The 12,050-nt window shown below is 47.3% G+C and carries 12 protein-coding genes; 4 read left to right on the plus strand and 8 right to left on the minus strand.

The genetic code is table 11. From position 1 onward, the window contains the following. Positions 1 to 3 precede the first annotated feature (3 nt). A complete protein-coding gene (mobI, locus tag CXF88_RS15780) occupies positions 4 to 543 on the minus strand; it encodes a conjugative transfer protein MobI(A/C) (RefSeq protein ID WP_161783458.1) in 540 nt (179 codons plus the stop codon). A gap of 487 nt (positions 544 to 1,030) precedes the next feature. Between mobI and CXF88_RS15785 the strand changes: the two genes are divergently transcribed. The 3 genes from CXF88_RS15785 to CXF88_RS15795 are packed head-to-tail and all read left to right on the plus strand — an operon-like array spanning position 1,031 to position 2,745. Next, complete coding sequence (locus tag CXF88_RS15785) at positions 1,031 to 2,014, plus strand: ParM/StbA family protein (RefSeq protein WP_036845016.1); 984 nt, start codon at positions 1,031 to 1,033, stop codon at positions 2,012 to 2,014. 16 nt (positions 2,015 to 2,030) lie between these two features. Continuing rightward, positions 2,031 to 2,324, plus strand: a complete 294-nt coding sequence (locus tag CXF88_RS15790; protein WP_071681566.1) for a hypothetical protein — start codon at positions 2,031 to 2,033, stop codon at positions 2,322 to 2,324. Position 2,325: 1 nt separating this feature from the next. Beyond that, positions 2,326 to 2,745 (plus strand): H-NS family nucleoid-associated regulatory protein, encoded by a 420-nt coding sequence (locus tag CXF88_RS15795; protein ID WP_071681568.1) that lies wholly within the window; start codon positions 2,326 to 2,328, stop codon positions 2,743 to 2,745. A 59-nt stretch (positions 2,746 to 2,804) separates the two neighbouring features. Here the strand turns inward: CXF88_RS15795 and CXF88_RS15800 are convergent, their stop codons facing one another. The 4 genes from CXF88_RS15800 to CXF88_RS15815 are packed head-to-tail and all read right to left on the minus strand — an operon-like array spanning position 2,805 to position 4,778. Next, on the minus strand, positions 2,805 to 3,356 hold the full coding sequence (locus CXF88_RS15800) for a FlhC family transcriptional regulator (RefSeq protein WP_071681630.1): 552 nt from the start codon (positions 3,354 to 3,356) through the stop codon (positions 2,805 to 2,807). Continuing rightward, complete coding sequence (locus CXF88_RS15805) at positions 3,353 to 3,961, minus strand: transcriptional regulator (RefSeq protein WP_071681570.1); 609 nt, start codon at positions 3,959 to 3,961, stop codon at positions 3,353 to 3,355. Before CXF88_RS15805 ends, CXF88_RS15800 begins: the two co-directional genes overlap by 4 nt. Before the next feature lie 11 nt (positions 3,962 to 3,972). After that, positions 3,973 to 4,506 carry a transglycosylase SLT domain-containing protein gene (locus CXF88_RS15810; protein WP_071681572.1) on the minus strand — a complete coding sequence of 178 codons (534 nt, stop codon included), beginning with the start codon at positions 4,504 to 4,506 and terminating at the stop codon, positions 3,973 to 3,975. Beyond that, positions 4,506 to 4,778, minus strand: a complete 273-nt coding sequence (locus CXF88_RS15815; RefSeq protein ID WP_023043913.1) for a helix-turn-helix domain-containing protein — start codon at positions 4,776 to 4,778, stop codon at positions 4,506 to 4,508. Before CXF88_RS15815 ends, CXF88_RS15810 begins: the two co-directional genes overlap by 1 nt. A 719-nt stretch (positions 4,779 to 5,497) precedes the next feature. On the opposite strand from CXF88_RS15815, the gene CXF88_RS15820 reads away from it, so the two are divergent. Continuing rightward, the gene (locus CXF88_RS15820; RefSeq protein WP_071681574.1) at positions 5,498 to 5,860 is read left to right on the plus strand and encodes a permease; all 363 of its coding nucleotides are present in this window, start codon (positions 5,498 to 5,500) and stop codon (positions 5,858 to 5,860) included. Positions 5,861 to 5,894: 34 nt separating this feature from the next. On the opposite strand, the gene CXF88_RS15825 is transcribed toward CXF88_RS15820, so the two are convergent. Genes CXF88_RS15825 through traF form a run of 3 tightly spaced genes read right to left on the minus strand, consistent with a single transcriptional unit; the run spans position 5,895 to position 12,000 of the window. Then, positions 5,895 to 9,512, minus strand: coding sequence for a conjugal transfer protein TraG N-terminal domain-containing protein (locus CXF88_RS15825; RefSeq protein ID WP_022635568.1), 3,618 nt, complete (start codon positions 9,510 to 9,512; stop codon positions 5,895 to 5,897). Positions 9,513 to 9,524: 12 nt separating this feature from the next. Further along, the gene (locus CXF88_RS15830) at positions 9,525 to 10,958 is read right to left on the minus strand and encodes a conjugal transfer protein TraH (protein WP_022635567.1); all 1,434 of its coding nucleotides are present in this window, start codon (positions 10,956 to 10,958) and stop codon (positions 9,525 to 9,527) included. 1 nt (position 10,959) lies between these two features. Further along, positions 10,960 to 12,000 carry a conjugal transfer protein TraF gene (traF, locus tag CXF88_RS15835; RefSeq protein WP_071681576.1) on the minus strand — a complete coding sequence of 347 codons (1,041 nt, stop codon included), beginning with the start codon at positions 11,998 to 12,000 and terminating at the stop codon, positions 10,960 to 10,962. Between the last annotated feature and the right edge of the window lie 50 nt (positions 12,001 to 12,050).

Here is a 12,050-nt window from a genome sequence, read left to right on the forward strand (position 1 = left end):
TTATTACACCTCATCGTTATGAGTCTTGTTTAGCAGTCGCTCATACTCGTTAAGCGCCCGGCGAATTTTTGCTAACGCTGTCGCTCTTTGTCTTAACGCGGCATACCTGCTTTCTACTTGCTGGATAAGCTCTTGTGCCCAAGCTGGCTCTTTCTTGAAGTGCGACATGCTGTAGGCGTGACCTCGGCCCTTCTTGATATGTGTTGATAGAACCCTTTTCTTTTGACCTGGAACCTGTTCGACAAATCTGTTGCGATACCACTCTGCAACGAGTGATACACCTAGAATGCGAACTCGTGTACCAACACGCCCTTGTTCGTCCTCCGATGCTTCTTCACGCGCAGACCTGTGCGCGTTCCAGTACATATCTGCTTCCTGCTGTGCTTCGACAGCAAGAACAGCTATAGCGTGATCCAGCTTGCTCCGTAACTCCGTGACAAACTCTCGACCTTCTGCCTCAAGCAGATCTTCTGTTATCTCGGATCGTTCTTCTTCGAGCTTAGGATCTAGCAGATCCAACCATCGCTCTTTTGGTAGACTCACCTCAAAACCCTCCCAATTCCTATCCAATTCCTATCCACATAACTATCTATCTGGAATTTAAAGCTGATTATTCCAATATTGGAATCTAATCCTGTTACTAGGCTACCCCATCTTTGGAATTTGTCAAATACCCCTCTATCTATCTGGAATCTTACAGCCTTAATTCAGATGCCCATAATTTCTATGTGAATCCACTAGGCAAGATTCCAGATAGATTGGATAAAAAACCATAAGATTCCAAATATTTACGAGATCACTATGGGTACTGGTAAAGGAGTGCTTGATATGTGGTGGGGTGCTGTCGTCATTAATTTATCTATCCGTGCAGCATACCCACATGTATGGCCGGTTATAAAACCCAAAAGCCACCGAAAAGCAATCTAAACGCCCCTTTTGGGCAACTACAGAGGCTATATAGGCCTTAGTCAGGCTGTATTCTCTCTCCAACAAGAGAAAGACAATCGAAAAGCAATCTTTGGAGGATTTCATGAATCAGTTTGTTATGGGTTTGGATATTGGCTACTCCAACCTGAAAATGGCTATGGGTCATAAAGGTGAAGAAGCTCGTACTGTTGTTATGCCTGTTGGCGCTGGTCCACTGGAACTGATGCCACAGCAGTTAACTGGTGGCGCTGGGACCTGTATTCAGGTTGTGATTGATGGGGAGAAGTGGGTTGCTGGTGTTGAACCTGACCGTCTGCAAGGGTGGGAGCGAGAGCTTCACGGTGACTACCCATCAACGAAACCGTATAAGGCTCTTTTTTACGCTGCACTTCTGATGTCGGAACAGAAGGAAATTGATGTGCTGGTGACAGGTCTTCCAGTAAGCCAGTACATGGAAGCGGAACTCAGAGAGGCATTGAAAGCTCGGCTGGAGGGTGAGCACCAGATCACACCTAAACGAACGGTAACGGTTAAGTCTGTCGTGGTTGTGCCTCAACCTGCCGGTGCTTACATGGATATTGTCAGCTCTACAAAGGATGATGACCTACTCGAAATTATTCAGGGAGGGAAAACTGTTGTTATTGACCCCGGATTTTTCTCTGTTGACTGGGTTGCGCTTGAAGAAGGTGAAGTTCGTTATCACTCATCTGGCACCAGCCTAAAGGCCATGTCGATGTTGCTACAAGAAACTAATCGACTCATCCAAGAAGACCACGGTGGTGCGCCTGGCATAGAAAAGATCGAAAAAGCAATTCGCGCCGGTAAGACTGAAATTTTTCTCTATGGTGAGAAGGTATCGATCAAAGATTACTTTAAGAAGGCTTCAGCCAAGGTGGCTCAAAACGCATTAGTCCCTATGCGTAAGTCAATGCGGGAAGACGGGATGGATGCTGATGTTGTTCTGCTGGCTGGTGGTGGTGCCGAAGCATACCAGGATGCAGCCAAAGAGCTTTTTCCTAAGAGTAGGATCGTACTACCCAAAGAATCCGTGGCATCCAATGCCAGAGGCTTCTGGTACTGCGGCTAATAGATAGGAGGTCGTAGTGGCTGGTAGCAAATGGGATGGGAAAATATCTAATCTGAATATTTCGGAGCAAGGATTTCCGGAGTTATATCGTGAGCTGTCCCAGATGCAGCACAAGGCGCGTAGTGATCGGCTGCGCGCACTTGCTCTATTGGGGCTTTATTCTCTTCGTTTTTCTGGCAACATTGGGTCTTTTGGGCAACCGAGTTCAGAGCATCAAATTGCTAAGTCTCAACCTGAGCAGTTGCAGGTTGAAGATAAACTGGACTCCAAGCGTGATCAACTTAAAGGAAAACTGATGGGCTCCGTATAACATGAAAGACCACGAGGAATTCTCTACGCTATCAGCGGCTGAACGTAGAGAATTAATAATCGCAGAGTTAAAGCGAAAAAGCCGGATACGCACTCTATTACGAGGTCTCCCGCTGGATGAAGTTCGGGAGATCATAGACAGAATGAAAGGTGTTCTTAATGAACTGGAGGAAGAGTACAAAAAGCGAGAAGAAGAAGAAAAAGAAAAGCGAGCTCAGGCCGAGCGAATAATGAGTGACATGGAATCATGTGGAGTGGACATCAATCTTCTCAATGAGATGTACACAAGCAAATCAGAACCTGATAATGCGAAATATTCAAAAGACGGCGTATCCTGGAGCGGTCAAGGCCGTCGCCCCGATGCCTTTAAGGGGTTGGGGCGTGTTGAGCTAGAACGCTTTCGTATACCGCAGAAAAAGTAAAAAAATGAGCGCCGCAAAGTTGAGGCGCTCATCTTTTAGTTGAAAATGTCATAGGCTACTCAAGCACACTCTTTCTCCCCACCACCATGCCTTCCTTGTTCCTTGCAGAACGGACACTCAACGCAGGTTCTTTGATTGACAGAAGTGAAGTATGTGCATTTGCAATTATCGCATTCTTCCAGCATTGCGTCCCCACTTCGTAACTCAGAAGCAAGACACCAAGCGTCGGTAATATCAAACGGAGCCCATCGCGCACCTTTCATTCCTGGCACTTCTTTGCGAATAGCGTGATACATTCTGAACGCCTTATTTAGGGCTTTTATGTTCACAGAACGTAACACTGCTTCCCCACCAATGTTGAAATAGAGCTGCATCAAAAGTGATGCCTGTATCTTGGACGTATGGCTATGGATAAGTGTCGCACCACCTCTGAACGTCCTGGACTTTCGCTCCAGAGTGTATCCATCTCTTTCCAAATCTTGATAAAGCCGTCGGACCTGCTTATAGGTCAGCCCTGTCTCGATCATGATAATTTTTGTGATGTATCCGGCGAGGGCCATGTGTCTAGCTGTAACCCACCGACCCAATGTACCAGAGCTGCCAATGTTCATCTCCACCTCCCACGTCCCTGTAGAGACTGTTGCAGTTTTTTCAATACTGGGTGTGTTACCTCATCCCGACTATCATCAAGGATTTCTTCAATGATGCTGGGAGCGAAACGCAGTGTAAAATGCGTTACTGTTGTTCCAGACATATGACGCAATTGACTATCTGTTGCTTTTGCCACCAGCTCCGAAAGCTCTCTCGATACACCGAAAACTTCTTTAGCCATCTCCGGGTCTCTCGAAGCAACGCGGTTAAATAGCAACCAATAGGCCGCATCAAACTCATCGACGCTATGATTGATGAAAACAACGGGATCATAGGCTCCTGATAGCCGCGTTAAGATGTTCTGTTCTGCTGTTTCCAGCTTGAAAGAAATCAGTACGCCAGAGGCAAGCGCTTCTAATTGGGAAGGTGTCGCCAGTGATAATTTTTGTACCGTGCCCATGCCCAAAGCAAATTGTGAGGCCGCGTCCTCTGGACGTTCTTTTGCCAGAGAGCAAAGCAGATTCCAAAGTGTAAGATCGAATTCGTAGACGTTTCTGTCTGCTTTTTCTTGATCGAGGTTGACCGCTTTAGCATCCCAAGCCCCAATAATGTCTAGTTCTAACATTTCGCTCCCCCTCACAAATCACGAAGGTTGCGATAGATAGCCAAGACTCGACTACCGTAGTTTCTGGCTCGGATTTCGTCTTCCCAGGCATGATAACGGCCAATACCAAGCTCCAAATCATTTGGAGATGACTGAATGGCTTCTGAAAGCACTTCTGCACCAACCATTACGTTGGTTTCAGGGTTAAGAAGTTCTGCTGGTGAAGATACTCTGTGACCATTCCAACGGATGTTCACTTGCATGAACCCAACATCAATTGCCCGTCCATACTGTTGCTGAAATTCAGCCAGCTTCGCCTTGGCCTGGTCTTCCGACTTGGCATAGAAAGGAAGCCCCGGAACGCGAAGCGTCCAAGGCCAAGGACTTATAGCGCCGTTACCTCGTCCAGAGGCAGATTCGGCCAATGCGACCGAATACACCAGAAGAGGATCAAGGTTATGTGCTTTCGCAGCTTTGTCGAAGACCGTCCCACTCAGGTCAATAGCATTTGCTGTTGACGACAAGAGAGCCGCAGAAAGAACCAATACTTTTGCTTTGTTCTTCATCAGCTTGCCTCCTTATGTTTAATGGGTATTTCGTGTTCTTCGTCATACCGCTCAGGCCAAATCTCAGACGGCTTCATACCCAAAGCTGTCGCTATCTCGTGCTCCCAACGTGGGCTGGGCTTGTAGAGTGCTGTAGACACTACCTGCCGAGAAGTTTTGTGTTTTCTACCCAATGCGGCCAGAGAAAGCCCCTGGATCTTTAATTTGTACTTGATCCATTCGCGTTTTTTCTCCGGGTCGATTGGGATGTCTATTACTTGGCATTTGTCCATTGTTGCCACCCCTTAAACTGCGTTATTACCAATACTAAAAGTGCGTTATTAAATGAACGCTTTTAGAGTTTCTCTATTGTCACAAACTGACATATTTTGCGCCCTTTATAAGCCCAAATAATGATGCTGTAAACAATAGAAAACCTTTAAAAACATACACTTAACTTTGTACCGACAGTACAAAGTTACAATATTATTAGTAATCAATAAGATACGAATTATTTTGAAATAGTATTAGAAAGTGCGCCAATGGAATGACGGAAATAGCGCACGGGAGGTGCGATATTTTGGGATATATAATAGCGTTTTGGTATAAGTGATTTTATGGATACAGCGAGGGCTGAAATTGCGAATACAGCAGGAGCTGAGGAGGGCAGGGAAGGCAAAGGAGCGCCCCGACCACACAAGGATGATGGAGTTTACAAAATGAGATATTTGGAAATAAAGACTCTGCGATGTTGCAGATAGGGACCAAAACGTTAGCAATGGCCTGTAGCATAGTTTATGCGATCTGTTTGACATGTTCAACTATGTAATGGTTTGTCAACAAATGCCTTGTTCCGTAAGGTCTGACTTTCACATGTGAAAGTTTCGGAGCGCATTTTAATCATAAATTTTCTTGATGAAATGCTTTCTTAGCAAAAAATAGTCAAATTTTCACAGTTGCATTTTTTGATGCTGTGGTAAACTTGATTTAAAGATTGAGTGAGGGGTTTTGTATGAAGCATGTGATCAATATTCTGCTACTGGGAATGGTTCTTCTTGGAATAGCTATGATGGCTGATACCCCTTGGGGGCTTGGTGTGGCATTGGCTCCTTTTGCAGTTTGGGGGGCTCGGTTCCTATTTTTTATTCACAAAAGCCTTTGGGCTGCTGTGGTTTTTTGGGGGGGGATCGCCTACTTCCAGTGGCAAGTTGCTTTAGCGGTCGGAGCCCTGTTTGGAATGACATGGTTAGTCCGATCTGCTCGGTCAGCTTACAAAGAGGCACCGCCTACTCGACGTATAAAGAAACATGCTGGTGGTTTTCAAGATTCCTACGACTTTGATCAGAAGTATCATATTGGAGCTGGAGACGAATAAGGGGGCCGATGGCCCCCTTATTGTTTGCTTGTTTTTAGAACCGCTGGTTTGCTATGTTGTAGCCCCTGATGGCTGTCAGATAGCTTCCTGAACGATCCCCGGCGTCTGTCGAGTTTTGCAATACGTTTACCAACTTGTCTGTAAATTGTTCGTTCTGCTGAGAAAGAACAGGTTGACCATCTTGCATCATTGGTGAGCCATCTGGGTTGCGTTCTGCGTATTCCATTTTCAGGTTTTGAACAGCTTGGTCCATGCGCCCTTGGTTGGTATCAAAAGATTCAGCATAAACAGCAGCTTGGGATTCCGTCAGCCCGTATCGGCTTTGAGCAATAGACTGCATAGTCTCTTTAAACTCATCACCGTACTGGCTCATAAACTGCTGAGCCGCTCCACCACCTGCTTCTGAGGCTGAGGCAAGAGCGGCTGCATAGAACGCTCCTCGTTCCTCAATGTTCATTCCTTTGGCCGCTTCTGACAGGTCGGATTTACCTGTTAACCATTCTTTGGCTGCATCATATCCGCTGGCCGCAGCTCCCATGACGTTGCGGCCAAGTTTAGCCATCCCAACCAAAGCATCACCGGCCCAGCCAAACTCTTCTTTTACCGCTTCATCTCCCCGTTGAGTCGCCGCAATGAATTGATCTCGCTGTTCAGGTGTCATCGTTCTCATTTGGTCCATCGCTTTAGAAAAAGCATCTGCGCCAGCCTGACTCCCAGCAATTAGAGCTCCGCCAGCTTGCTCAGCTCTACGGCCCATCCAATCAGAGGAGTTATCCCACGCGCCCCATGAAGATGCGCTCTTGGACATCTCTGGAAGCGAGTTCATAAGGTTGTCCTGAGATTTTTTCAATTCAGGAGCTGACACATCACGCTCAGTTTGCTGTGCTTTATTGTTAAGAGCTGCTGAGCCGATAGCATTGTCATTTTGAACAAGTGGACTGTCTGTTGGTAACTGGCTGGCTTCTGACGCAGGATTGGTTCCTGCCATACCCGCCACATTCTCACGAAATCCAGGTTGTAAGTTGGGGCCACTGCCAACAGCTCCTTGAACCTGGGAAGGCAGCCCTTGAACATTAGGACCTTCAATGCCGTTATTTCCGTAAGCATCGCCATTAAACGCTCCATTGCGACCTGATGCGGTATTAATAGCCTGTAGTGCTGCTTGATACCCACCAAGCTCCTTACCAGGTTCGTAGTTTTTGGAGTTAGTCATTGCAGTCATTCGCGCTGCTGCTTGAGCCACTTGAGGGGACATTCCGTAAGACTGGTATCTTTGTTGTAGTGAAGAAGCCTCGTCTTTCACAGACTGTGGTGCAGCATTACGGAAGTAGTCGTTCAGTTGATTCATAGCCGCTGGAGTTTGCGCGACAGCGCCACCGAGAGTTTTAAAGTCGGTGTTCGTCATGGACCCCATTTGATTCTGGAGCTGGCTCATTGTCGTGAATGTATCTGACGCAGAAACCAACTCAGAAGCCGACTTGGACAGATTCTGTGAAAGGTTATCCCCCCATGTTTGCTTAAATGATTCGCTACCAGAGCGGCTGAAACCCTGTGCTAATTGATTCGTTAACGCTTGGCTATCGGTCTGCGAATAACTAACACCTTTCATGAACTGAGACACATCACTTGCAGACCAGCTTGAAGAGTCTTGCGCGGATGACTCTGTTGATCCCTTTGCTTGTGCTTTGATGTCAAGGAGATCACTACCGCCACCACCAGACTGACCTTCACCTCCGGCGGGAACAAGAGCTGTACTACTAGATTTAACTCCAGCAGCAGCCTTCATCGCTGCTCTCGCTTTGCCAACCATAGGCATGAGCATGGACGCCGCCTCGTCAACATCGAGAGTGCCCATAGCCTGCATGGCAAACGCACCCTTTACAGCATCGGAGTGAGTATCGTCCACCTGGAACTTATCCATAAAGTTCTTGGCTTGCTGGTTGACGAGCTGGCTCTGAGCTGTGTTTTGCGAAGATACATTGCGCCCTACATTGGAGAGTCTCGAATATGCTTGATCCTGGCTCACTCCATCAGAAAAACCTCGCCCTAAGGTGCTCTGGAATGCCTCTGATTTCTGACTTTGTAACGCTTGAGCGGAACTAACTCCTGAGGCCAATGTGGAACCAAGAGAGAAGGTGCTGATCATGCTTTCTGCGCCGTTCGCCATCGCTCCACTGAACTGATTGTGATTGTAAGCTGGCTGACTCTGCATGACCGGACCTTGCTTGAGGAGATCTGGTGTTTGCATCTTCTCATCAACATGGTCAGAGCCACTAATTCTTGATGCTAAGCTGGTGAAGGCATAGGTACTACCTGTGACGATAAACAGTGAAATTACAGGGGTGGCCGCTGCAAGCATCCCGCCTGTAGCTATCCAGTGTTGCAACACATCCCCAGTCGAAGATAGTGCGTACATAGAATTGAGGCCAGAAGCGCTGAGGCTAGACATCTCGTTTGACGCGGCTGTGTGAACAAAGAGGTTGATAATCGAGAGAACCGGCATCCAGAGCTGAATCCAGAGTATGGTTTGAACATATTTACCAGCCAACTGGAGCCCAAAGCTGCCCATCACAATGATAAAAGCAATTATCGGGGTGATAGCGTAGATGAAACCCTCGAAAAACGTCAGCATTGGGCGAACGACCGTCATAAACATAGACTGTTCTGCGGCCCATTGAGTGTTACGTTGCTGGATCGCTTGGTTGACCATCAAAGCAGAACCGTAATCCTGGAGATCCTGATAGCGACCTGCTGCGGCTTCGTAATAGAGAGGTTCCAGAACGGCGGCTTTCAGGTAGTCGATTGATGATGTAGTGGTGGCTCCCATAGCTTGAAGGGAATCAGTCAGCTTCGTTAGTGCGTTATCGCCGGTTGAAGTGTCTATGCCAAGCAAGCTGTTCAGGGCATCAACAACAACGGGACTGCTCAGGTTTGCGGTGGCAGAACTAATTGCCACCCATCCGTCTGTACAGGTGTAATCTGCTCCATCTGGGTCTGACGTAGATAAATACAAGCGAGTACCGTAGAGCTGCGAGTTGAAACGTAAAGCAGAATCAGTAGAACGATTCATTAACTCATCAAGTGACATGAGGTTAAGATCGACTTTAGTCAACGTACATTCCCTGATGTAGTTGTTCCAAGAGCGTCTCACGTCAACGTAGCCTCCGCCATTTGCAGAGTTAAGAGCGGTGAACACCCCTGTGTCATAGGCTCGCCTTCTGACGTCGTTAAGCAGTTTCAGTGTTTCGGAGAAATGGCTTTCCGTAACATTAGGGACGATCACGCCATACCCGGTTTCAAACAAATTGGTGATGGTGTATCCCACATTGGATATGACGCCACCAGCAAAACCTACACCAATAGGTACATTGGCTACGACCCGAACTTGCCCAGTATAAGCGTCTTCGATAGTCACTGTTGTGGTCGGGCCGAAGAAGCAAGCATACAGAATCCAGCCGACCAGAACCTGCTGAATGTTTATTTGCTTTGCGCCTTGGAAGACAGACTGAATACAGACCATTAAGACACCAAGAAGCAGGCCGATACTGACCATTTTCTCGAAGTCTCCAGTTCCGGTGATCATTGATACTGCAATCAGGATTTGCTCCAGAAAAGCAGAGTCACCAATAGAGTAGATTGAAAAAGCTCCCATTCCTATTGCCCCTTAGTTTGTGCTAGGAGGATTGGACAAAGTTGCCAGCATGTATTTTTGCTTGCGGATGTTGTCCAGTAGGTTGTTATATTTCTCAATTTGGCTCGCTAGGTCGCCATACTGAGAGGCAAGGATTGTGTACTCGCCACGGATTTGCTGTTGTGATTGAGAGAGAAGATCTAGAGCCTCTTTTTTATAGGGTGAGTTGCTGTTTGCCATTGCAATACGAGCGGCACGGAAAAACTCTTCCGAAAAGCTATACATCATTGCCAGAGCAATTGCTCCTGATGACTCCGTGGCGAAAAGGTTAGCTCCGTCTTGCGAGAGGACAGACAAGTTACGAACAATGGTGCCTATGCCTCCTGGAAGATTAGATACAAAGGCTTTTTCCGGGTCAGTCAAGGTTCCTGAGTTGGTTGCGTATTTGTAGATAACTCCCGGAGTAGAGCTGGTTCCTAGCAGCATATCCGTGATCTGGTTCTTAATCCCTTTGAGCGCGACCGTTTTATTGGAGGTTCCGGCATTCAAACAATTGGTCGTATCGCTATCACAAGAGTAAATCTCAACAGAGCCACCTGAAATCAAGTCTGAAAGGGTAATCTTGTTGCCAGGTAGCGTCGTCAGAGGAGTAGTTTTTGCGCCAGTTCCGGTTGAGCTAGGGTCGTTGACAAGATCACCAATGATTACCGTGCCAGTTAAAGACATGATCGCTTCAAGCAGAGTGTTATCCCCGTACTGGAACCAGGTGTTTGCGTTGTTGCCCTTTAGTTGCTTCCAAACAATGTTGCCAATCATTTTGTTGTATTCATCAGGCTTGTTGGCTTTTAGTTCTTCCAGAGGGCTCTTACCGCTGGTTTCCTGTTTGGACCCGAAAAAGTCTTCATACAAGCCGGAAGTTGTGGCGGTGATAGAAGCATCGGTTTTGTGCTTAACGTCCATACTGCTGGTTAGGTCGTTTACGATCCCTTGCGCTAGTTGGCAGGAATTTCCTAGATGTTGGTTGAGTGCTTGCACCTTCTTTTGGAAGTTCTCTATCCATTTAGCCCCATCAGGGAAAACGTTATCCAGTGCAAGCTGGAAGGCATAGCCTTTGGCATTTGCTGCGACAGCACGAAGAAGCTGGACGATTTGATCGGCATTAATAAATGAAAGTGACCCACCGAATAGGTCCACACCACCACAACCTGCTTTCCATGATGGAGGTGCAAAACTCACCAAATTCTCGTCAAAGATACGAGTCTTGGCAGTGAATCGCCCACCAGCTAACACACCGCGCCGCTGGCTTTCATAAACACCAGGCGGTGTTGTATTACTCATTTCATTGAACAGCTTGTCCATCTGAGATTGTAGGCCGTTAGATGCCATAGCTCCTGTTGGAGCAATAAAGAGACTGGTCGCCACACTTAGGGCAATCAGGCTCCTTTTTAATGTCTTGTGCGTGACCATTTTAGTTCTCCTGTAATTTGTCCCGGATGTACTTCATTAGTTGTTCCGGTGGTACGAAGTTGTCTTTGTCTCCGCTCGCTTGTGATAGCTGTTGGAGGTCAGACCCCAACTCTGGTGATGCCAAGCGTTCGGCTATGTTGTTTTCTAGGTTGAGCACCGGACGAGTACGGTTGAACTCTTCGTCTGATACCCAGCCGTTGCGTTTAGCTGCGACCAAAATCCGGTGGTTCAGCTCAGGAAGTGACATTGGTCCTTGTCCTATCGGGGCGAATTGACCATCCGGAGACGCTAGGTAAACAGCAGGGAAAGTTACGATGCCAAGTTGTTTGGCATGGCCTTCATCGGTTTTGTAATTAGGAAAGATTCCACTGGGGAGAGGTTTACCATCCATAGACACAGGGATAATCGAGAAGCCTTCTCCTTGTTCAAGCATTTTGATGAGCGGAGCTTGTAATTCGCTGTAGTCGTCATCTGACTTGTAGAAGAAGAATATCCCCACACGGTCGGCAACACTTTTGAGCAGCATATTTTTGGCGTTGCCAGCATCTCGATCCACCTGCTGTGAAGCAAACGTGGCCGCTGGGCGTCTGGTTATCTCATCCAAAAAGGGATCACCCACAACAGCAAGCTCTGTTGCATCAGAAAATTGCTCTGAGCGGTCTATTGCAAATCTTTGCAAGTAGAGGAACGTCCTGACGTTTTCAACAGTCGGGTCGTTCCAAGCTAGATCTTTGTACTTGGGTAAGTTCTCTCGGAACCATTTTGCCGAAAACATTTCTGGACCGCTCGGCTGTGGATCGGTAGGCTTCGACGGCGCTGGCTTCGCTTCTGCCACCGGCTTCGGTTTAGGCTTTTCGGGTTTCTTCTCTGGTTCTTTTGGCTCTTCTTTGTACCAGAACCAACCCTCTTCTTTTCGCTCATAAAAACCTGAGCTAGTGCTATCTTGAGCCCAAGCCTGGTGTGATGCCCCCAGCGTGAGCGATGCTAGGAGCAGTAAGTTCAAAGGTGATTTTTTCATAGTCTCACGCACGTATTTTCCCATGTTGGTTATGGTAGAGGTGGGCGGCGTGAAATTAGGCAGGTGTAAGCGCC

The organism is Shewanella sp. ALD9 (genome assembly GCF_002836315.1).
Taxonomy (GTDB): domain Bacteria; phylum Pseudomonadota; class Gammaproteobacteria; order Enterobacterales; family Shewanellaceae; genus Shewanella.